This window comes from Candidatus Pantoea gossypiicola (assembly GCF_008632075.1).
Taxonomy (GTDB): domain Bacteria; phylum Pseudomonadota; class Gammaproteobacteria; order Enterobacterales; family Enterobacteriaceae; genus Pantoea; species Pantoea gossypiicola.
Genome location: NZ_VWVM01000021.1, coordinates 36,251 through 58,575 on the forward strand (window position 1 = coordinate 36,251; position 22,325 = coordinate 58,575).

20 protein-coding genes and 1 rRNA gene are annotated in these 22,325 nt (G+C 55.1%); 15 read left to right on the top strand and 6 right to left on the bottom strand.

The window, feature by feature from the left end; genetic code table 11:
• Positions 1-82: 82 nt before the first annotated feature.
• The 3 genes from mmuM to F3I20_RS20475 form a co-directional block, all read right to left on the bottom strand.
• On the bottom strand, positions 83-1,021 hold the full coding sequence (gene mmuM, locus F3I20_RS20465) for a homocysteine S-methyltransferase (RefSeq protein ID WP_150015535.1): 939 nt from the start codon (positions 1,019-1,021) through the stop codon (positions 83-85).
• Entirely contained in the window at positions 1,011-2,420 is a 1,410-nt protein-coding gene (mmuP, locus tag F3I20_RS20470; protein ID WP_150015534.1) for an S-methylmethionine permease, read from the bottom strand. The genes mmuM and mmuP overlap by 11 nt, the downstream gene beginning before the upstream one ends.
• 136 nt (positions 2,421-2,556) lie before the next feature.
• Positions 2,557-2,892: a DUF2002 family protein gene (locus F3I20_RS20475; protein ID WP_003850360.1), complete on the bottom strand. Its 336-nt coding sequence runs from the start codon at positions 2,890-2,892 to the stop codon at positions 2,557-2,559.
• 153 nt (positions 2,893-3,045) lie between these two features.
• On the opposite strand from F3I20_RS20475, the gene F3I20_RS20480 reads away from it, so the two are divergent.
• The 11 genes from F3I20_RS20480 (at position 3,046) to emrB (ending at position 13,619) form a co-directional block, all read left to right on the top strand.
• On the top strand, positions 3,046-3,363 hold the full coding sequence (locus F3I20_RS20480) for a DUF883 family protein (protein ID WP_033733577.1): 318 nt from the start codon (positions 3,046-3,048) through the stop codon (positions 3,361-3,363).
• Positions 3,364-3,587: 224 nt separating this feature from the next.
• Positions 3,588-3,977 (top strand): type II toxin-antitoxin system RelE/ParE family toxin, encoded by a 390-nt coding sequence (locus F3I20_RS20485; RefSeq protein WP_150015533.1) that lies wholly within the window; start codon positions 3,588-3,590, stop codon positions 3,975-3,977.
• A complete protein-coding gene (locus F3I20_RS20490; protein ID WP_150015532.1) occupies positions 3,970-4,287 on the top strand; it encodes a helix-turn-helix domain-containing protein in 318 nt (105 codons plus the stop codon). The genes F3I20_RS20485 and F3I20_RS20490 overlap by 8 nt, the downstream gene beginning before the upstream one ends.
• A gap of 293 nt (positions 4,288-4,580) precedes the next feature.
• Positions 4,581-4,823, top strand: coding sequence for a glutaredoxin-like protein NrdH (nrdH, locus tag F3I20_RS20495; RefSeq protein ID WP_150038445.1), 243 nt, complete (start codon positions 4,581-4,583; stop codon positions 4,821-4,823).
• A 4-nt stretch (positions 4,824-4,827) separates the two neighbouring features.
• Positions 4,828-5,241, top strand: coding sequence for a class Ib ribonucleoside-diphosphate reductase assembly flavoprotein NrdI (gene nrdI / locus F3I20_RS20500; protein ID WP_150015530.1), 414 nt, complete (start codon positions 4,828-4,830; stop codon positions 5,239-5,241).
• Positions 5,211-7,349: a class 1b ribonucleoside-diphosphate reductase subunit alpha gene (nrdE, locus tag F3I20_RS20505; RefSeq protein ID WP_150038447.1), complete on the top strand. Its 2,139-nt coding sequence runs from the start codon at positions 5,211-5,213 to the stop codon at positions 7,347-7,349. Before nrdI ends, nrdE begins: the two co-directional genes overlap by 31 nt.
• Before the next feature lie 8 nt (positions 7,350-7,357).
• Complete coding sequence (gene nrdF / locus F3I20_RS20510) at positions 7,358-8,317, top strand: class 1b ribonucleoside-diphosphate reductase subunit beta (RefSeq protein ID WP_150038449.1); 960 nt, start codon at positions 7,358-7,360, stop codon at positions 8,315-8,317.
• Between the two features lie 399 nt (positions 8,318-8,716).
• Positions 8,717-9,904, top strand: coding sequence for an MFS transporter (locus tag F3I20_RS20515; protein WP_150038451.1), 1,188 nt, complete (start codon positions 8,717-8,719; stop codon positions 9,902-9,904).
• A 303-nt stretch (positions 9,905-10,207) separates the two neighbouring features.
• On the top strand, positions 10,208-10,738 hold the full coding sequence (gene mprA, locus F3I20_RS20520; RefSeq protein WP_150015526.1) for a transcriptional repressor MprA: 531 nt from the start codon (positions 10,208-10,210) through the stop codon (positions 10,736-10,738).
• A 150-nt stretch (positions 10,739-10,888) separates the two neighbouring features.
• Positions 10,889-12,061: a multidrug efflux MFS transporter periplasmic adaptor subunit EmrA gene (emrA, locus tag F3I20_RS20525; RefSeq protein WP_013358799.1), complete on the top strand. Its 1,173-nt coding sequence runs from the start codon at positions 10,889-10,891 to the stop codon at positions 12,059-12,061.
• 16 nt (positions 12,062-12,077) lie between these two features.
• Positions 12,078-13,619 carry a multidrug efflux MFS transporter permease subunit EmrB gene (gene emrB, locus F3I20_RS20530; protein ID WP_150015525.1) on the top strand — a complete coding sequence of 514 codons (1,542 nt, stop codon included), beginning with the start codon at positions 12,078-12,080 and terminating at the stop codon, positions 13,617-13,619.
• 36 nt (positions 13,620-13,655) lie between these two features.
• Here emrB and F3I20_RS20535 read toward each other — a convergent pair whose 3' ends face one another.
• Positions 13,656-14,840 carry a tRNA/rRNA methyltransferase gene (locus tag F3I20_RS20535; RefSeq protein WP_150015524.1) on the bottom strand — a complete coding sequence of 395 codons (1,185 nt, stop codon included), beginning with the start codon at positions 14,838-14,840 and terminating at the stop codon, positions 13,656-13,658.
• A gap of 159 nt (positions 14,841-14,999) precedes the next feature.
• On the opposite strand from F3I20_RS20535, the gene trxC reads away from it, so the two are divergent.
• The 4 genes from trxC to pssA all read left to right on the top strand — a co-directional run bounded on the left by trxC (position 15,000) and on the right by pssA (position 20,448).
• Positions 15,000-15,419, top strand: coding sequence for a thioredoxin TrxC (trxC, locus tag F3I20_RS20540; protein WP_013358802.1), 420 nt, complete (start codon positions 15,000-15,002; stop codon positions 15,417-15,419).
• Positions 15,420-15,500: 81 nt separating this feature from the next.
• Entirely contained in the window at positions 15,501-16,178 is a 678-nt protein-coding gene (locus F3I20_RS20545) for a tRNA-uridine aminocarboxypropyltransferase (protein ID WP_150038453.1), read from the top strand.
• Between the two features lie 139 nt (positions 16,179-16,317).
• A complete protein-coding gene (locus tag F3I20_RS20550) occupies positions 16,318-18,975 on the top strand; it encodes a bifunctional acetate--CoA ligase family protein/GNAT family N-acetyltransferase (protein ID WP_150019630.1) in 2,658 nt (885 codons plus the stop codon).
• Between the two features lie 117 nt (positions 18,976-19,092).
• Positions 19,093-20,448: a CDP-diacylglycerol--serine O-phosphatidyltransferase gene (gene pssA / locus F3I20_RS20555; protein ID WP_150019631.1), complete on the top strand. Its 1,356-nt coding sequence runs from the start codon at positions 19,093-19,095 to the stop codon at positions 20,446-20,448.
• A 188-nt stretch (positions 20,449-20,636) separates the two neighbouring features.
• Here pssA and F3I20_RS20560 read toward each other — a convergent pair whose 3' ends face one another.
• Entirely contained in the window at positions 20,637-21,926 is a 1,290-nt protein-coding gene (locus tag F3I20_RS20560; protein ID WP_150015520.1) for an MFS family transporter, read from the bottom strand.
• Between the two features lie 276 nt (positions 21,927-22,202).
• A 5S ribosomal RNA gene (gene rrf / locus F3I20_RS20565) occupies positions 22,203-22,318 on the bottom strand.
• Between the last annotated feature and the right edge of the window lie 7 nt (positions 22,319-22,325).

Genomic DNA, 22,325 nt, shown 5'->3' on the forward strand with positions numbered 1-22,325 from the left:
GGGGTCCACAGAGTGATCAGTGATCAGAGTGTAGACCGCCCTCTTCATCTCAATCGGGCTATCATCGCTCGATTCAGCCAGCTTATTGCGGTTGACAAGCGCGGGCGATAGCCGCGATGTCGTTGGGAGAGGTGCGACAGCAGCCGCCAATCAGCTTCGCGCCCGCCTGCTGCCACTCATCCAGCTTGTCATGCAGCGTGCAGCCCGACGGCGCTGAATGCCAGGTTTTGCTGCCGGCATCATACTGTTCGCCGGAATTGGGATAGACCACCAGCGGTTTGTCGGTCAGCCTCTGCAACTGCTGCAGCGCAGGCGTCACGCTCTCCAGTGCCACGCAGTTTATCCCAATGGCCACCACCTGTGGCTGCTGATTCAGCCAGCTCACCACCGTTGACAGCGGTGTGCCATCACTGATGTGTCCGGCGTCGTCACGCAGGGTAAACGTGAACCAGGCGCGGCTTTCAGGAAATTCAGCCAGCAGCTTCACCAGTGCCTGCGCTTCAGCAAAGGAAGGCAATGTTTCACAGGCCAGCAGGTCGGCACCCGCCGCCAGCAGCGCCTGCACGCGCGGGCGGTGAAACGCCATCATCTCCGCTTCCGGCAATGTGTAGTCGCCGCGATATTCCGAACCATCTGCCAGGAATGCACCATACGGCCCCACCGATCCCGCTACCAGCAGCGTCTTCGCATCAGGGCGTACAGCCAGATAATCGTGACGGGCGCGACGCGCCAGGTCGACGCTCTGGGCGATCAACGCCAGTGACTGCGCCTCATCGAGACCACGCGTGGCAAAGCCCTGCGGTGTCGCCTGGTAGCTGGCCGTGATGGCACAGCGCGCCCCGGCAACAAAATAGTCGTAGTGAACCTGGTAGATCAGCTCAGGATTTTCCATCAGCACTTTCGCTGACCAGAGCGCATCGGCCAGATGACAACCGCGGGCTTCCAGCTCGGTGGCCAGCGCGCCATCCAGAATCAGCGGCGACGACTCCGTTAAAGCCTGCGCGACAGGGTTATGCGACATCTTTGGCCTCCTCAGGCTTTGGGGATGATTTGTGGGTCAGATGGTAAGCGGCATAGCAGAACAGCACAAACGGGATGCCACACCACAGCGCGATGCGCTGGGTCGGATCAAACGCCAGCCCGATACAGGCCAGCAGGCAGAGCAGAAAGCCCAGAATCGGCGTCAGCGGATAGAGCGGCGCACGGTAGCCCAGATCGGCCAGCGATTTGCCCTGCTGAAGATGACGGCGACGAAAAACAAAATGCGAGGCGCAGATGCTGAGCCAGACCGCGACTACCGCAAAGCCGGAGATGGCCGACAGCGCCACAAATACCGTGTCTGGCGCAACCACGCTGGAGACCAGCGCCAGTAAGCCACCGATCATGCTGATGGTGATGGCCAGCAGAGGCACGCCGCGTTTGTTGACGCTGGCAAAGGCGCGTGGCAACGTGTTTTCGTTGGCCAGCGACCAGAGCATACGCCCGGAGGCATAGAGGCCCGAGTTGGCCGCAGAGAGGATAGCGGTCAGGATCACAAAGTTAATGATGTCAGCGGCATAGGGAATGCCGATCTTTTCAAACACCAGCACAAACGGACTTTTGACAATCCCCGCCTGATCCATCGGAATCAGCGCCGCCAGCACAAATACCGTGCCGATAAAGAAGATGATCAGTCGGGCCACCGTCGTGCGGATCGCCAGCGGCAGCACTTTCTCCGGCTGCTGAGTTTCACCGGCCGCAATCCCGATCAGCTCGGTGCCGGAAAAGGCGAAGTTTACTGCCACCATGGTCATCAGAATCGGCAGTACGCCGTTGGGCAACCAGCCGTGCGCGGTGAGATTGCTCAGGCCCGGCGCTGGAGTGCCATCTTTCATCGGGATAAAGCCAAACATCGCTGCGCCACCCAGCACGATAAAGGCGACGATAGTGACGACTTTTATCAGTGAGAACCAGAACTCTCCTTCCGCGAAGAAGCGGGTTGAGATGACGTTCAGCAGATAGATGGCGCAGCAGAAGACCAGGCACCATATCCATACCGGGATCTGCGGGAACCAGTACTGCATACAGAAACCCGCCGCCGTCAGGCTGGATCCAAGTGCCACCGTCCATGTCAGCCAGTAGAGCCAGGCCACGGTGTAGCCGGTTGCCGGGCTAAGGTAACGCGCGGCGTAAACGTGAAACGCACCGGTTTCCGGCATCGCTACGGAGAGTTCGCCCAGGCAGACCATTACCAGCCATACTACCAGCGCGCCAATCAGATAGGCGAGCAGCGTTCCCGCCGCGCCGGTGGTTGAAATGATATAGCCGGTGTTAAAAAAGAGGCCGGTGCCGATCACGCCGCCCAGCGATAACATCACCAGATGGCGCACTTTCATGGTGCGTTTAAATTGTTCCTGCGAGGGAGTTGGCTGTTCGCTCATCACTTTTATCCGTATGGACGTCTAAACATCTATAAGGGACAAATTTATACGCGTCACAGCCGGTAATTGCAACGGCAGGGTAAACAGGGAGGATGGTCAGGAGGTTCAGTGCCCCGTCGCGGCGGGGCCTGATGCGTTAGCCGAAAACGCTTTGAATATAGCGTTCCAGCGCCATGCGGGAACTGAATCCGTGCGGGATGCCGTAATGTTCCTGTGAATCACCCGCCAGGTAGAGAGGGAATTGGGTGTAGTGATCGCAGGTCTTCATTTCTGAAGCAGGTTCAGCGAACGGCTGGCTTTTCTCTTTCAGCGTCGGGTGAATCACTAAAGCCATGCGCCCCATGCGCGCTTCGCGATTCACATAAACGTAGTTTTCACCACGGCGATAGCCATAGGCCCGTGGAGTAATTTCATCGACTTCGAAACCCGCTTTTTCCAGTACGCGCGCTACCTCATCTGGTCGTAAATACATGCTCGATCCTCTCCTCTTTCAAAAGCTTCGCAACCTTACATCAGCATGACAGAGTGGGCATTCGGAATTTTCCCTAAACAACACTCCCGCGTCTCGTTTATCAAAAGGTCGTCTACACTAGTATTACGTTTTTAAATCAAAGGGAGCTAAAAAATGTTTAATCGCACTGTAAAAAACGATGACATTGATATCAATCAGGATGTGAATGAGCTGGCCGATTCACTGGAAGCACTGTTGAAATCTTATGGCAGTGACGCCAAAGACGAAGTGGATTCTGCCCGCAGTCAGGCAGAGAAACTGCTGAAGCAGACCCGTTCTAAACTGAACGGTGGCAGCAACCGCGTATCTCAGGTTGCACGTGATGCCGGTGCCCAGGTTGATACCTACGTGCATGACAAACCATGGCACGGTGTGGGTGTCGGTGCCGCTTTCGGTATCGTAGTGGGTATACTGCTGGCTTCTCGTCGCTAAGTACAAAAAAATCTCCTGAGCCCTGCCCCGTGCGGGGCTTTTTTTTGCGCGTAATTAAGCGCGATCACAGTACATCCTCCCTCTGAAGCCGGAAGCCTGGCGCTCTGATGTAAGCTAATTGCCAACCTGGTCTTAACGATGCGCCACACTAAAGTTGATGGATTGCCACATCCCGCAACCAGGACTATAGTAGCGATTACAGGTATGAAAACGGATTTTATGCTATGGGAATTTATTTAACGCCTGATTTCGATGGTGATCGTAGAAAAGCGCGGATTACAAATGGGATGCTGTGTAAAACCGCCGGAGACATTTTTCGAGGTCTGCCAGGTGATTCACTGGGAAAGTTTACCTATAAAAAAAGGATGGGCTTGCCTGGTGTTAGTGCCCGTGCTGGAGCGCGTGCAATCGTTTTTTTTAACGATGGTGAAAATATTTTTTTCTTTGATATGTACCTTAAAAGTGAGCTTTCAAAGAAAAAAGGAAAGGAACTTGAGGATGATGAAATCGATGCTTACTGTAAAATCGCATCCGATTTCATAAGTATGGGTCAGGAGTTGATAGATATCCTTCTGATCAAAAATGATTTGATAGAGGTAGTTTGTGATGACTGAAAGACTCAAGCGCATACAGGGTATGGCTAAGCGTTATAACGAATTGGGCGTTGTTAAAGATGAAACGCTTACAGCAATTAATGCTGCTGTTGCCGCCCGTACTATCCCTGCAATCAGGACAATGACCGGCAGTGAGATCAGAGAGGTTCGTGTACGCTATCACATGTCGCAGGCTGCACTGGCTATCACTACTGGGATGTCAGTAGAGAGTGTATCGAAGTGGGAACGGGGTGAGAGTAAGCCCAATAATGCCGCGATGCGCATCATTAATATCATTGATGCTAAAGGCCCCCAGGTCTTTATGGCTTAGAGAGATTGAAGTAAAAATTAGCCAGATTGAAAAAGCATTTTGTCCTTTTTCCCACCTGCGAAATTTACAAAAGAATTTTCCGGGCGGCAGGGCGCATCCCTGCTGGCTTTGCCTGAGTTGCGCAAATACAAATCATAAAACCCTATATCTGGTGGGCTTGACCCACCAAAACACTACATCTAGTATTTAACTCATCAGCACGACACTCTATGCCCGCCCGAATAAAGCCCGCAAACTGCGGCCCCTGCTTCGTTTCCGGGTATCAGAACCGCATACAGAGGGAAATACGAATCATGCGCATTATTATTTACACTAAAGATAACTGTGTCCAGTGCACCGCGACCAAAAATGCTATGGATCGTCAGGGTCTCGCCTATCAGATGATCAATCTCGACAACCAGCCGGATGCGATCGATAACCTGAAATCACTGGGGTATCGCCAGGTACCGGTGGTGATGGCGGATAACGACCACTGGAGCGGCTTCCGCCCGGATAAAATCGCCACGCTGCGCGCGCTTTCTGCCGTCGGGAACTGAGCGCATGTTCCCGCTGGTCTATTTTTCCAGCCAGTCGGAAAACACCCACCGGTTTGTGACACGCCTCGGCCTGCCCGCCCGGCGCATCCCGCTGGATGCCCGGGAGGCGCTGCATGTCGACCATCCCTATATCCTGGTGGTGCCGAGCTATGGCGGTGGCAGCAGTCGCGGTGCGGTGCCCGGCCAGGTAATTCAGTTTCTTAATGATGAAGCGAACCGACGCGGTATTCGTGGCGTGATCGCGGCAGGCAACCGTAACTTCGGTGCTGGTTACTGCCTGGCGGGCAGCATCATTGCAAAAAAATGTCAGGTGCCCTGCCTCTACCGCTTCGAGCTGATGGGAACGCCTGACGATATTGCGAACGTTAAAGCGGGAGTAACCCAATTTTGGCAACAACAGATACCCTCAACGGCGTGACGCTCGATTATCACGCTCTCAATGCCATGCTGAACCTCTATGACGCGGAGGGCCGCATCCAGTTCGACAAGGATCGCGAAGCGACACGGCAGTTTTATCTCCAGCATGTGCAGCCCAATACGGTTTCTTTCGCCAGCAATGCTGAGCGTTTACGCTATCTGGTGGCGGAGAGCTATTACGAAGCTGAGGTGCTGAACCAGTACGATTTCGATTTCCTGCTTGCGCTGCATGAGGTGGCGGAGACGTGGGGATTTGAGTTCAAAACCTTTCTGGGTGCCTGGAAGTACTACACCAGCTACACGCTGAAGACCTTCGACGGCAAACGCTATCTGGAAACCTTTGAACAGCGCGCCTGCATGGTGGCGCTGACGCTGGCTCAGGGCGATGAAACGCTGGCGCGGGCGCTGCTGGAGGAGATCCTGAGCGGCCGTTTCCAGCCTGCCACACCCACCTTTCTGAACTGCGGCAAACAGCAACGCGGTGAGCTGGTCTCCTGCTTCCTGTTGCGTATCGAAGATAATATGGAGTCGATTGGTCGCGCCGTGAATTCGGCTTTGCAGCTGTCAAAACGGGGCGGCGGCGTCGCCTTTTTATTGTCAAACCTGCGAGAGTCCGGCGCGCCGATTAAGCGCATAGAAAATCAGTCTTCGGGCGTGATCCCGGTGATGAAAATGCTGGAAGATGCCTTCTCTTATGCGAATCAGCTTGGCGCACGTCAGGGCGCTGGCGCGGTGTGGCTCAATGCACACCATCCCGATATCTTCCGCTTTCTGGATACCAGGCGCGAAAACGCCGACGAGAAGATCCGCATCAAAACGTTGTCGCTGGGCGTGGTGATCCCCGATATCACCTTCCAGCTGGCGAAAGAGAACAAACCGATGGCGCTGTTCTCGCCCTACGACGTGGAGCGGATCTACGGCCAGGCCTTTGGCGATATCAGCATCAGTGAAAAGTATGACGAGATGCTGGCCGACGATCGCATCCGCAAAACGTATATTCAGCCACGCGACTTTTTCCAGACGCTGGCCGAGATTCAGTTTGAGTCGGGCTATCCCTACATCATGTATGAGGACAGCGTGAACCGTAGCAACCCGATTGCCGGTCGCATCAATATGAGCAACCTCTGCTCTGAGATCCTGCAGGTGAACAGCGCCAGTGAGTACAACGACGATCTCAGCTATCGCCGGGTCGGCAAAGATATCTCCTGTAATCTCGGCTCACTGAATATTGCGCACGCCATGGATTCGCGCGATCTGGCGCGTACCGTGAATGTAGCCGTTCGCGCCCTGACGTCGGTGTCGATGATGAGCGAGATCGGCTCAGTGCCTTCCGTCGCCGAAGGCAATCGCCGCTCGCACGCCATTGGGCTGGGACAGATGAACCTGCACGGCTATCTGGCCCGTGAAGGGATCGCCTATGGTTCGCCGGAAGCACTGGACTTCACCAATCTCTACTTCTATTGCATCACCTACTATGCGCTGCGCACCTCTAATCAGCTGGCGCAGGAGCATCAGCAGACCTTCGATGGCTTTGCGGATTCGGACTACGCCAGCGGCGTCTACTTCGATAAGTATCTGCAGCGCGCGTGGCTGCCGCGTACTGAACGGGTGGCTCAACTGTTTGCCGATGCCGGACTGACGCTGCCAACTCAGGCGGACTGGCAGGCACTGCGTGATGCGGTGATGCAGTACGGGCTGTTTAATCAGAACCTGCAGGCTATTCCGCCGACCGGTTCTATCTCCTACATCAACCACGCCACCTCCAGCATCCATCCGATTGTCTCCCCTATCGAGATCCGCAAAGAGGGCAAAACCGGCCGCGTCTACTATCCCGCGCCATTTATGACCAATGAGAATCTTCATCTCTATCAGGATGCGTATCAGATTGGGCCGGAAGCGATTATTGATACCTACGCAGAAGCAACGCAGCACGTCGACCAGGGACTGTCGCTGACGCTGTTCTTCCGCGATGACGTCACCACCCGTGACATCAACAAAGCGCAGATTTACGCGTGGAAAAAAGGGATCAAAACGCTCTATTACATTCGACTGCGTCAGATGGCGCTTCAGGGCACGGAGGTTCAGGGCTGCGTTTCCTGCTCCCTGTAATAACAACGATGAAACTTAAACAGATTCAGGCTATTAACTGGAACCGCATTCAGGATGATAAAGATCTTGAGGTGTGGAACCGTCTTACCAGCAACTTCTGGCTGCCGGAAAAGGTGCCGCTCTCCAACGATCTGCCCGGCTGGCAGACGCTGGATAAACAGCAGCAGCAGCTGACTATCCGGGTCTTTACCGGCCTGACGCTGCTCGACACCATCCAGAACGTGATCGGCGCGCCGGGACTGATTGAGGATGCGATTACCCCGCACGAAGAGGCAGTGCTGTCGAATATCAGCTTTATGGAAGCGGTACATGCCCGCTCCTACAGTTCGATTTTCTCTACCCTGTGTAACACGCAGGATGTGGATGCCGCCTACCAGTGGAGTGAAGAGAATGCGCCGCTGCAGAACAAAGCGCGCATCATCCTGGAACACTACCGCGCCGATGATCCGCTGAAGAAGAAGATCGCCAGCGTCTTTCTGGAGTCGTTCCTGTTCTATTCCGGCTTCTGGCTGCCGATGTACTGGTCGAGTCGCGGCAAGCTGACCAATACCGCAGACCTGATTCGCCTGATTATCCGTGATGAAGCGGTGCACGGTTACTACATCGGCTACAAATATCAGCAGGCGCTGGCCGCCGCTGACGATTTGCGTCGCGAAGAGCTGCAACAGTTTGCCTATGATCTGCTGCTGGCGCTGTATGAGAACGAAGTCGCTTACACCGAAGCGCTCTATGGTGATGTCGGTTGGGTGGAAGAGGTGAAAACCTTCCTGCACTACAACGCCAACAAAGCGCTGATGAATCTGGGCTACGAGGCACTGTTCCCGGCGGAGCTGACGGCGGTCAATCCGGCCATTCTGTCGGCACTGTCACCCAACGCTGACGAGAACCACGACTTCTTCTCCGGCTCAGGCTCCTCCTATGTGATGGGGAAAGCGGTCGAAACTGAAGACGAAGACTGGAATTTCTGATGGTCGGGACGACCTGCGACAGCTGATAAAGATGCTGGCTCAGGGAGCATACGCCTTCTGCAAAGACGCAAACGACGCCCTTTAAAGCGTGGCTCAGCGCGGGCGATTACGCACCTCATTCCTGAGGTGCGCCCGTAAACGGGCCAACACTTAGCGTTTTAGTCCATGGCCCGCGATGCTTTGCTACAGGCGTATGCTCCCTTCGCTTCAAACTTCTGAGCTGTCTGTGAGACGTTAAGCCCTGAGCCGTTAGTTGCCACAACCTTCTCAGGGCACACCTCCTCCACCATGGTTTAAACCTCTTGTTATAACTGGTATGGCCTGTTAATAATCATGCGTGTGAAATAGTTTTTTGAGTTATTATTAACCTCAAATGATTATTAGCGACCGATGCTGTTTATGAATGCGACTCGTCAGGGGCTGACGCCTGCTTTAGTGGTCCTGATGTCGGTAGCAACCGGCCTCTGCGTAGCCAGTAATTACTACGTTCAGCCACTGCTCAATACCATCGCCCAACAGTTTGATCTCTCTGTGAGCCTCGCCGGGTTTATTGTCACCACGGCGCAACTCGGCTACGCCTGCGGTCTGCTGTTGCTGGTGCCGCTGGGCGATCGCTTTGAACGACGCAGCCTGATTGTGACGATGATCCTGCTGGCTGCGGCGGGCATGGTGATTACCGCCCTGTCGCACGCGTTCCTCTTTTTGCTGCTGGGTACGGTCATGACCGGCCTGTTCTCGGTCGCCGCACAAATTCTGGTACCGCTGGCCGCCACGCTAGCCGAGCCGGAGCGGCGCGGTAAAATTGTCGGAACGGTAATGAGCGGTCTGCTGTTGGGGATTCTGCTGGCACGTACCGTGGCAGGCGGCCTGGCGCAGATTGGCGGCTGGCGCACGGTCTACTGGACCGCCAGTCTGCTGATGGTGGTTATGGCGCTGGCGCTTTGGCGATCGTTGCCACGCGTAAAACAGTCAGTGCCCATGAGCTATCCGCAACTACTGGCTTCCATCTTTCGTCTGTATGCAGGCAATCGGGTGATCCGGACACGCGCCTGGACCGGCTGTCTCTCCTTTGCCAATTTCAGCCTGCTCTGGACCTCAATGGCCTTTCTGCTCTCCGGCGCGCCTTATCATTTTTCTGAGGGCAAGATTGGCTTGCTGGGATTAGTTGGTGCTGCGGGTGCGCTGGCCGCACGTCAGGCGGGTTCACTGGCCGACAAAGGTAAAGCGAAGCTGACGACCCGACTGGGTCTGCTGCTAATGCTGCTGTCGTGGGCCGCCATTGCGTGGGGTGCGGAGCAGCTTGTGCCGCTGATCGTCGGCATTCTGCTGCTGGATCTGGCGGTGCAGGCTGTCCATATAACCAATCAGAGCGTGATTTATGCGCAGATGCCGGAGGCGCGAAACCGTCTGAATGCCGGTTACATGACCAGCTACTTTATCGGCGGTGCGGCGGGCTCGCTGCTCTCCGCTACCGCTTACCATCTTTGGGGCTGGTATGGCGTCTGTGGTGCTGGCGCGCTACTGACGCTGATTAATCTGCTGATTTGGGCAGAGGGATCGCGCTTTGAGCCGGAAAAAATCAACTGAAGGCTATCCGGACAACGCATTGCTCTGGTCACAAATGGTTAGGTTTGTTATGGTTAGCAACAAACCTATTCACTTCAGTTATTTTTCCTCGCGATATTAATAAATTTGCCCCCTTTTTGATAACGTCCTGGCACTGCGGCTGCCGCCGGGCGTACGGGTTTTTGACCCAGGGCCAGGGACTGGCCTGGAATACCTTTGATGGTGCAGCGTGCGAGTCTGTCAGCGATCGCCGGCTAAAAAGTGACTACGCTTAGCCTGTCACCATAGTTATTATACAAGTTGCAATTAGTGAGGTTTTTTTTAATGGAAAGTTCGTTTACTCCCATTGAGCAGATGCTAAACATCCGTGCCAATCGTCATAAGGATTTTCCGTTGCAGGAAATTATTCTGACGCGTCTCTGTATGCATATGCAGGGTAAACTGCTGGACAACCGCAATAAGATGCTGAAAGCACAGGGTATTAATGAGACCCTGTTTATGGCGCTGATTACGCTGGATGCGCAGGAAAATCACAGTATCCAGCCTTCTGAGCTCAGCTCTGCCCTTGGCTCTTCACGCACCAATGCTACGCGCATTGCTGATGAGCTGGAGAAGCGCGGCTGGATTGAGCGTCGCGAAAGCGATCACGACCGTCGCTGCCTGCATCTGCATCTGACCGATAAAGGCATGGAGTTCCTGCGTCAGTTGTTACCCCCTCAGCATCAGAGCCTGCAGTACCTCTGGTCGTCGCTGTCAGTCGAAGAGAAGTCTCAGCTCGAAGGTATCACCCGTAAGTTGCTTAATCGTCTTGATAAAATGGATGAAGATCAGTTGATCGCCTCGCTGTCCCGCTAATAGCAATAAGTGCGACACAATCACCTGTCGGAATCGTTATTTTAGCTTCCTTTTTTATCTGGCCAGCGCTCAGTCGCTGGCTTTTTCGACTCGGGCGCAGGCAGAAAAGGAGTTCTGTCGCCCGACTAAATGGAAAATGTGGAGAAAGTCATGAGTGCAACGGCAGAAGCACAAAGCCCGCAACCGTCAGCCAGCAAAAAGAAGAAGCGCAAAAGTGTGCTCATTGTGCTGGCGCTGATCTTTGTGCTGATTGGTATTGCCTGGGGCGTTTACTGGTTCCTGGTCCTGCGCCATTTTCAGGAAACCGATGACGCCTACGTTGCGGGCAATCAGGTGCAGGTGATGGCCCAGGTCTCCGGTAGCGTGAATAAGGTCTGGTTTGAAGATACCGATTTCGTCAAAAAAGGCGATGTGCTGGTTTCACTCGATAAGACCGATGCCGAGCAGGCGTTTGAAAAAGCACAGACGGCTCTGGCCACCAGCGTGCGTCAGACACATCAGCTGATGATCAATGGCAAACAGTATCAGGCCAGCATCACGCTGCAGCAGACCGCCCTGGCACAGGCAGAGGCGGATCTGAAACGCCGTGAGCCGTTAGGAGCAGCCAACCTGATTGGCCGTGAAGAGTTGCAGCACGCGCGTGATGCCGTTGCAACGGCTAAAGCGCAGCTGGACGTGGCCATTCAGCAATACAATGCCAATCAGGCGATGATCCTCAACACCTCGCTGGAAAATCAGCCTGCCGTGCAACAGAGCGCAGCTGAACTGCGTGACGCCTGGCTGGCGCTGCAGCGCACCGAAATCCGCAGCCCGATGGATGGCTTTGTCTCCCGTCGCAGCGTACAGGTCGGTTCGCAAATCTCTACCAGCACCCCGTTGCTGGCTGTCGTACCTGCCACCAATCTGTGGGTCGATGCGAATTTCAAAGAGACGCAGCTGGCAGGTGTCCGTATCGGTCAGCCTGCCACCGTGGTCGCCGACATCTACGGTGACGAAGTGGTTTATCAGGGCAAAGTCGTGGGTCTGGATATGGGCACCGGCAGCGCCTTCTCTTTGCTGCCAGCACAGAACGCCACCGGTAACTGGATTAAAGTGGTTCAGCGTCTGCCGGTTCGTATCGAACTGAATCAGGACGATATCGCCAGACATCCGCTGCGCATCGGCCTCTCCACGCTGGTTAAAATCGACACCACCAGCAAAGAGGGTAGTGCGCTCGCCACCAGCGCCCGTCAGCAGGCCGCTTACAGCAGTAATGCTCTGGCGATTGACCTTGCGCCGGTCAATCAGCTGATCACCGATATCGTCCGCGCCAACGCCGGATGATGACGCGGAGGCTGTAATGGCACAAAAACCGCTTGAAGGGATGCCGCTGGTCCTGATGACCATTGCGCTGTCGCTGGCGACGTTCATGCAGGTTCTGGACTCGACCATCGCCAACGTGGCTATCCCCACCATTGCCGGGAATCTGGGGGCGTCGAACTCTCAGGGCACCTGGGTGATCACCTCGTTTGGCGTCGCCAATGCGATTTCTATCCCCCTGACCGGCTGGCTGGCAAAACGCATTGGTGAAGTGAAGCTCTTCACCTGGTCGACTATTCTGTTTGCCATCGCCTCCTGGGCGTGCGGCATGTCAGATAGCCTGGAGATGCTGATCTTCTTCCGCGTCATTCAGGGGATCGTCGCGGGTCCATTGATTCCGCTGTCGCAAAGTCTGCTGCTCAACAATTATCCCCCGGCCAAACGGAGTGTTGCGCTGTCGCTGTGGGCGATGACAGTGATCGTGGCACCGATCTGTGGCCCGATACTGGGTGGCTGGATCAGTGATAACTATCACTGGGGCTGGATCTTCTTTATCAACGTGCCGATTGGTGTGGCAGTAGTCATACTGACGCTGCAAACCCTGCGTGGCCGGGAAACCAAAACCGAAATCCGCCGGATCGACATGGTCGGGCTGGTGCTGCTGGTGGTGGGAATCGGCTGTCTGCAGGTGATGCTGGATCGCGGAAAGGAGCTCGACTGGTTTAGTTCGACAGAGATTATCGTGCTGGGGGTCGTGGCCCTGATTGCGCTGTCAGTCCTGCTGGTGTGGGAGCTGACGGACGATCACCCGATCATTGACCTGTCGCTGTTTAAGTCGCGCAACTTCACCATCGGCTGCCTGTCGATCAGCCTGGCTTATATGCTCTACTTCGGCTCGATAGTCCTGTTGCCGCAGCTGCTGCAGGAGGTTTACGGGTATACCGCAACCTGGGCAGGTCTGGCATCTGCGCCGGTGGGGATTTTGCCGGTGATCCTGTCGCCGATCATTGGTCGCTTCGCCCATAAGCTCGACATGCGGCGGCTGGTTACGTTCAGCTTCATTATGTATGCCGTCTGCTTCTACTGGCGTGCTTATACGTTTGAACCGGGGATGGACTTTGGTGCTTCAGCCTGGCCGCAGTTTATTCAGGGTTTTGCCGTGGCCTGTTTCTTTATGCCGCTGACCACCATTACGCTGTCGGGACTGCCACCGGAGCGCATGGCTGCCGCATCCAGCCTGTCGAACTTTCTGCGAACCTTTGCCGGTTCAGTGGGAACATCGATTACCACTACCATGTGGACGAACCGCGAGTCGATGCATCATAGCTATCTGACGGAGTCGATTACCCCGTACAACGTTAATTCACAGCAGATGTATAGCCAGCTTGAAAGCCTGGGGATGACGCAGCAGCAGGCATCAGCTTATATCGCACAGCAGATTACCAATCAGGGACTGATTATTTCAGCGAATGAGATCTTCTGGGCGTCGGCGGGGGTCTTTTTAATCCTGCTGGTGCTGATCTGGTTTGCCCGCCCGCCGTTTGGCGCAGGCGGTGGTGGTGGTGGTGGCGGTGCGCACTGATGTCACACAGCAAAACGGGCCTTTCGGCCCGTTTTTTTATGCGTTCTGACGCCACCATTCGGCGAGCAGTACGCCGGTTGCGACTGAGACGTTGAGACTTTCTACGTTACCGGTGCCGCCAATTGACAGGCTCATGTCACCCTGTTTGAACGCGGTGTCAGAAAGACCTTCACGCTCCTGGCCTAACACCAGCACCATTTTCTCCGGCAGCTGAGCCTGCGCCAGCGGCGTGCCCTGATGGCTGGAGGTGGTCACGATGGTGTAACCCGCTTTACGGAACGCTTCCAGACCTTCACTGAAGGTTGCGCCGCTAATCGCCTGCACATGCTCAGCGCCGCCTTCTGCGGTACGCACGGCTGCACCTGACTCCAGCAGTGAAGCATCATTCACCAGCAAACCTTTTACGCCAAAGTGCGCGCAGCTGCGCATAATCGCACCGAGGTTATGCGGGTTGCTGACATCTTCCAGTGCCAGTACGCAATCTTTCGTATTCGCCTGGCTCAGCCATTCAGACACCGCCATGCCCATACGCTTTTTGATCAGGAAGCAGACGCCACCATGATGTTCAGTACCTGACGCTTTGGTGATCTCAGCATCTTCAACCACATGATAGGCTTTGCGGTTAGCGGCCAGCCAGCGCAGCGCTTCGCGAAAACGTGGTGTGACTTCCTGCACGAACCAGGCGCGAACAATCGCTTCCGGACGGCTCTGGAACAGCGCCTGGCAGGCGTTTTCGCCATAGACGCGTGTCTCTTCGTTACGCTGACGACGAATCTGCTCAGGATCAACGAAGCTCTTGCCACTGATGCCGCCGTGATCCGGCTTATCGCTCTCAGGCGATGACGCACGATCGGCGGATGGTGCGCGTGACACGGTGCGCCACGGGGAGTCGCTGCTGCCATAGGCACCGCGGCTGTCATCGCCACGATCGTTGCGGCGACCTGCGCCATCGTCTGAACGGCGTGGTGCGCCACGTCCGCCTTCATCACGACGCGGTGAACTGCTGCGACCGGTGTCGTCACTGCGACGACCAGCGGAGCGACCGCCTTCCTGACTGCGTTCAGAGCGGGGGCCAGATGAACGACGATTATCATCCTGGCGGGCAGCAGAGTGACCACCTTTGCCTGTACGAGGATTCGGCGCGCGCGCGCTTTTATCGTCCTCGCCACGCACGTACATCACCTTAACTTTGCCGCTCTTGCCTTTATATTCGTCGTTCATCTCTTCCTCCTGCATTCAGAGCGCGCAGATTACCTGATGTGCTGGCGCTTAGCTATCAACTATTGAACCTATAGAGCAATCCAGATTGAGCGAAAATCCCCCCCCTTCCATAATGAACAACTATTACCAGACTGACACTTTTCAACATCAGAGGTTCTTATGAATACGGTATGCGCTTCCTGTCAGGCAACCAATCGCGTTCCTGACGAACGCCTTGCCGACGTGGCGAAATGTGGTCGCTGTGGAAATGAGCTGTTCGATGGCGAAGTGGTGAATGCCACCAGCGCCAACTTTGACAAATATCTGCAGGATGATCTGCCGGTGGTGATCGATTTCTGGGCACCCTGGTGCGGTCCCTGCGTCAATTTTGCGCCCGTGTTTAAAGATGTCGCCAGTGAACGCAGCGGCAAGGTCCGCTTTATTAAAGTGAACACTGAAGCAGAACCGGCCCTGAGCGCCCGTTTCAACATTCGCAGTATCCCGACCATCATGCTGTTTAAAAATGGCGAGCGGGTAGACATGCTGAACGGTGCTATGCCCAAAGCGCCGTTTAACGAATGGCTCGACGAATCACTTTAAACTTCAAAGGCCAGCCAGTCTGGCCTTTTCCTTTTCATCTGCGCTTCGATTACACTGACGTTTTTCCTGCCCTGAATACTCATGTCTGATAATGCCGTTTTGCGCTTGCGCACCCAACGCCTGGCCCGTGCCACCCGTCCCTTCCTCGCTCGGGGGAATCGGGTGATTCGCTGCCAGGGCTGCCTGCTGCCAGAGGCCAACTGTCTCTGCAGCCAGATTGCACCGCAGTCTGCCCGGAGTCGCTTCTGCCTGGTGATGTTTGATACCGAGCCAATGAAGCCGAGCAACACCGGCCGTCTGATTGCCGATATTTTGCCGGATACCCAGGCATTTGGCTGGTCACGCACCGAGCCGGATCCGCTGCTGCTGGCGGCCGTGCGCAATCCCGATTATCAGCCGCTGGTGGTCTTTCCGGCCGCTTATGCCGATCCTGGTCGTGAAGTGCTGACAACGCCGCCGGCCAGCGGCAAGCCGCCGCTGTTTATTATGCTGGATGGCACCTGGACCGAAGCACGCAAGATGTTTCGCAAAAGTCCCTGGCTCGACGCCCTGCCAGTGATGTCGCTGGATGTCAGTACGCCTTCGCGCTATACGCTGCGTGAAGCCCACGGCGAAGGTCAGCACTGCACCGCTGAAGTGGCGACGGCGCTACTGGCACAGGCGGGCGATTGGCTGGCGGCAGAGGCGTTATCTCACCATTTCGATCGGTTCCGCACGGCTTACCTGGCAGGAAAACCGCATCACGCTGGACAGGCTTAACCGTATCTCTCTCCGGCTGGCTGGTGTGAGCCTGCCCTGACAGTTTCCAGGATCCGGATGTTCAGCCTGCGATCTGCCCGGAAGCACGGCCAGCAAAAAGCGTTTACAATCACGCAAATCCCGATCTCTGGAGGGCGAGATGAGCCAACGCGGACTGGAAGCGCTATTACGACCTAAATCAATTGCGGTGATTGGTGCCTCGGTTACGCCCGGGCGTGCTGGCTACTTTATGATGCGTAACCTGCTGGCGGGCGGTTTTAGCGGACCGGTACTGCCGGTGACGCCAAAATATAAAGCGGTCAGCGGCGTACTCGCCTGGCCCACCATCGACAGCTTACCTTTCGCGCCAGACCTGGCGGTAATCTGCACTCACTCAAAGCGTAACCTCGAGTTGCTGCAACAGCTCGGCGAGAAAGGCTGTAAAGCCTGCATTATCCTCTCCGCACCCGCCAGCCAGTCGGCTGAACTCAAAGCCTGTGCCAGCCAGTGGCAGATACGTCTGCTGGGACCAAACAGCCTTGGCCTGCTGGCACCCTGGCAGGGACTCAATGCCAGCTTCTCGCCCGTGCCGATAGAGAAAGGCCGTATCGCGTTTATCTCTCAGTCCGCTGCCGTCTCTAATACGATTCTCGACTGGGCGCAGCAGCGTAATCTCGGCTTCTCCTGGTTTATCGCGCTGGGTGACAGTCTGGATACCGATGTCGATGACCTGCTCGACTTTCTGGCACGCGACGGCAAGACCAGCGCCATCCTGCTCTATCTTGAGCACCTCAGCGATGCGCGTCGTTTTGTTTCCGCCTCACGCAGCGCCTCACGTAATAAACCGATTCTGGTCATCAAGAGTGGTCGCAGCCGTGAAGCACAGGCGCTGCTTGGCACCCACAGTGGTCTGGACGCTGCCTGGGATGCGGCCATTCAGCGCGCCGGGTTACTGCGTGTGCAGGACACGCATGAGCTGTTCTCCGCTGTTGAGTCGCTGAGCCATATGCGGCCGCTGCGCGGCGACAGGCTGATGATCATCAGTAATGGTGCTGCGCCCGCTGCGCTGGCGCTGGATGAGCTTTACGCCCGTAATGGGAAACTGGCGCAGCTCAGCGAGGAAACGCGTCAGCAGCTTGAGGCTATTTTGCCTGCCGGTGCAGGTCGCGGAAATCCGCTGGATTTAAAAGATGACGCCACAGCTGAGCGCTACGCTGCCTGTGTGGAGATCCTCCTCGACAGCCATGAACTTGATGCCTTAATGATTATTCATGCGCCAAGCGCGGTCGCACCCGCGACTGAAACAGCCGCACATCTGATCGATACCGTGGCCCGCCACCCGCGCGGTAAGCTGGTAACGCTGCTGACTAACTGGAGCGGCGAATTCTCTTCACAGGCTGCGCGTCGTGCCTTTACGCAGGCAGGTATACCGACCTGGCGCACGCCGGAAGGCACCGTCACCGCCTTTATGCATCAGGTTGAGTACCGGCGTAATCAGAAGCAGCTACGCGAAACGCCTGCCCTGCCCGTCACGCTGAACCAGGATAGTGCACATGCTCACCAGCTGCTCTCACAGGCGCTGGCGCGCGGCATTACCTCACTGGACACTCACGAGGTTCAGCCGGTGCTGCAGGCTTATGGACTGGCCACACTGCCAACCTGGATCGCCAGTGACAGCGCGGCAGCGGTTACCATTGCCGATCAGATTGGCTATCCGGTGGCGCTGAAGCTGCGTTCACCCGATATCGCCCATAAATCAGAGGTTCAGGGTGTAATGCTCTACCTGCGTAATGCCAGTGAAGTGGAGCGTGCCGCCGAAGCCATTTTTGATCGGGTAAAGCAGACGCTGCCTCAGGCACGTATCGAGGGACTGCTGGTTCAGAGCATGGCCAGCCGGGCGGGCGCGCAGGAATTGCGGGTCGTGGTCGAACAGGATGCACTGTTTGGCCCACTCATTATGCTGGGTGAAGGCGGCGTTGAATGGCAGGCTGATAAACAGGCTGCCGTTGCCCTCCCCCCGCTAAATATGACGCTGGCACGCTATCTGGTCATTCAGGCCATCAAGAGTGGAAAAATCCGCAGCCGCAGCGCCCTTAATCCGCTGGATATTGCGGGTTTAAGCCAGCTGCTGGTGCAGGTCTCTGATCTGGTGGTGGATTGCCCGGAGATCCAGCGACTGGATATTCACCCGCTACTGGTGGCGGGCAATGATTTTACCCTGCTGGACGTCACCCTGACGCTGGCCCCGTTCCACGGCGATAACGAAGCAAGGCTGGCCATTCGCCCTTATCCGCAGCATCTGGAAGAACAGGTAGAGTTAAAAGATGGGCAATTCTGCCTGTTCCGCCCAATCCTGCCAGAGGATGAACCTTTACTGCGCGATTTTATCAGCCAGGTTACCAAAGAGGATCTTTACTACCGCTACTTCAGTGAGATCAATGAGTTCACGCATGATGACCTCGCCAATATGACGCAGATCGATTATGACCGCGAGATGGCTATTGTGGCGGTCCGTCAGCATTACGGACACCCCGAGATCATTGGCGTCACCCGCGCGATCTCGGACGCTGATAACATTGATGCGGAGTTTTCAGTGCTGGTCCGTTCGGACCTGAAAGGGTTAGGCATGGGTCGTCGTCTGCTGGAAAAGATGATCCGCTACACCCGACATCACGGCTTGCAACAATTGAACGGTATCACCATGCCCCATAACCGCGGCATGATTACCCTGGCCCGAAAACTCAACTTTCATGTTGATATTCAACTGGATGACGGTATTGTCAGCCTGAAATTATCTTTACAGAATGAGATCAACTAACCTTGTAGAGAAAGGTAAAAAACGTTCGAATCGACGGAGTTGATGTTATTATTTATGGTTATAACCCTGATTTGATGGCAAAAGGCCATGCAATGAACAGAGAAGAAATGCACTGTGATGTTGTCTAAATTTAAACGTAATAAACACCAACAACACCTCGCAGAGCTGCCGAAACTGTCACAATCCGTTGCGGATATGTCGACACTTTACTCGCCTGCCGAATTTCGTCAGACGTTGCTGGAGAAGATTGCGGCAGCGCAGACCCGCATCTGTATCGTTGCGCTCTATCTGGAAAACGATGACGCCGGACGTGCCGTCATGGATGCGCTTTATCATGCTAAGCAGGCGCGACCGGAGCTCGATATCTCGATCCTGGTAGACTGGCATCGTGCGCAGCGTGGGCGAATTGGCGCAGCGCGAGGCGTAACCAATGCCGACTGGTATTGCGAAATGGCGACGCGTTATGCCGATATTGCCATCCCGGTTTATGGTATCCCGGTTAATACACGTGAAGCCCTGGGTGTACTCCATCTTAAAGGTTTCATTATTGATGATACCCTGCTCTACAGCGGTGCCAGCATCAATGATGTTTACCTGCATCAGCATGACAAGTATCGCTATGATCGCTACCAGGTTATCCGTAATCCGCAGCTGACCGATACCATGTATGACTGGATTACGCTCAATCTGAAGCCAGCAGAAGCGGTTAACCGGCTCGATTTCGCTGAGCGCCCTTCCAGCCCTGAAATTAAAAATGAGACGCGCCAGTTCCGTCAGGATCTGCGTGGCTTCAATTATCAGTTTGAGGGGAATGCCGGCAACGATGAACTGGCGGTCACGCCGTTGGTCGGTCTGGGTAAGCATAGCCTGCTTAATAAAACCATTTTTCACCTGATGCCCTGTGCAGAACAGAAGCTGATTATCTGTACTCCCTACTTCAACCTGCCCGCCTTGCTGGTGCGTAATATCATTAACCTGCTGCGCCAGGGGAAACAGGTCGAGATTATCGTCGGTGATAAAACAGCCAATGATTTCTATATTGCGCCCGACCAGCCGTTCAAAATTATCGGCGCACTGCCATATCTGTATGAAATCAATCTGCGCCGCTTCCTGAGCCGTTTGCACTACTACGTTACAACCGGCCAGTTAGTCGTAAGACTATGGAAGGATGGCGAGAACAGTTATCACCTTAAAGGGATGTGGGTCGATGATGAATGGCAGCTGATTACCGGTAATAACCTCAATCCACGCGCATGGCGACTCGACCTGGAAAATGCGGTACTGATCCACGATCCTCATCAGCAGTTAGCAGTGCAGCGTGAAAAAGAGCTGACGTTAATCCGCCAGCACACCACGGTGGTGACGCATTTCCGTGAGCTTGAAAGTATTGCTGATTATCCGGCCAAGGTGCGGAAGCTCATTCGCCGCCTGCGCCGGATACGTATCGACCGCCTGATCAGCCGTATTCTTTAATCACCGCCTGTCAGAAGGCATCCATTAGGCGAAGTGGGCTACTGTTGTGCTGTTGTTTCGTTAAGTCCTGGGGCGGGAAAAGAGTGGTATGACAGCCGCCCGAATGGCTGGAGCTGGAAAGATTTCGCGTGGGATGCCGCCGGTGCAGCCAGCGGCATTGCCCTGTGGAATCTGAGTCAGTAGCTGTTTTAAAGCTTTATCCCCTTACCACGCTTGTGCAGCAATAGTGACACCAGAAACGCCACCGCCCCCATCGCAGAGACATACCAGAAGAAGGTGGTCTCGATCCCCTGCTTCTTCATCAGCAGCGCTACATACTCTGCCGAACCACCAAACAGCGCATTCGCTACCGCATAAGAGAGCCCGACACCCAGTGCGCGTACCTGTGGCGGGAACATTTCGGCTTTAAGAATGCCGCTGATGGCTGTGTAGAAGCTGGTGACCAGCAAGGCCAGCATAATCAACAGGAAAGCCACGCCGGGACTCTGCACGTTTTGCAGCAGGGTCAGAATTGGCACCGTACAGATCGCCGCACCTGCGCCAAAGATCATCATCGACGTGCGACGACCAATTTTATCTGACAGGGCACCGATAATCGGCTGAATTAGCATAAAGACCAGCAGCGCACCGGTCATCAGCCCGCTAGCCGTTTTAGGATCCATACCCGACGTGTTAACCAGATACTTCTGCATGTAGGTGGTGAAGGTATAAAAACTCAAAGAACCGCCCGCGGTGAAACCCAGCACCATCAGGAAAGGACGGGTATGATTGCGCAGCAATCCGATTACGCTTCCCGCATCACGATGTTCGCGGCTGGTCTTGTCTGATGTTTCTTCCAGAGAGCGTCGTAGCCACAATGCGACAACCGCGAGCAGTGCGCCGAGGAAGAACGGAATTCGCCAGCCCCAGCTGCGCAGTTCTGCATCAGTAAGCAGGAATTGCAGCACCACTACGGTCAGTACCGCCGCTAACTGACCACCAATCAGCGTGACATACTGGAATGAGGCATAGAATCCTTTACGTCCTTCCAGAGCCACTTCGCTCATGTAGGTTGCGCTGGTCCCATATTCTCCCCCCACCGATAATCCCTGAAACATACGCGCCAGCAGCAGAATGATGGGAGCCGCCACGCCGATCGTTGCGTAACCAGGCAGGCAGGCAATAACCAGTGACCCGAAACACATCATGCATACCGAAACCAGCATCGAATTTTTTCGACCATGTTTATCTCCGATATAGCCGAACAGCCAGCCACCAATCGGACGCATCAGAAATCCTGCCGCAAAAACGCCCGCCGTCTGTAACAACTGCGTGGTGGTATCGCCCTGCGGGAAGAATATGTGCGCAAAGTAGAGCGAGAAGAATGAATAGACATAGAAGTCGAACCACTCGACCAGGTTGCCCGATGACGCGCCAACGATGGCCCAGATGCGTTTCCTGGTATCATCCGGTTGAATATTATTATTTGTTGTTGTCATGCCTTACCTCTGTTCCTTGCTGATCAACAGCGTTTAAAGGATTGAGTAAAGCATTTAAGTCTACCGGAGGTAAAGGCGGGGTAATCTGAGATGAATATTGTGAGCCACATCGCCAATTATCGAAAAATCAGCGGGTTGCTGGCAATTTTGTAAGTCCATATGAGGTAATGAGGGCTGCAGAAAACGGGGTTATGGTCAATATTTCTGCTTAAAAGAACAAAATTCAGACGTAAAAAAGCCCCGCACTTTCGTGCGGGGCTTCTTCACTTATATGATGCCTGGCAGTTCCCTACTCTCGCATGGGGAGGCCCCACACTACCATCGGCGCTACGGCGTTTCACTTCTGAGTTCGGCATGGGGTCAGGTGGGACCACCGCGCTAAAGCCGCCAGGCAAATCT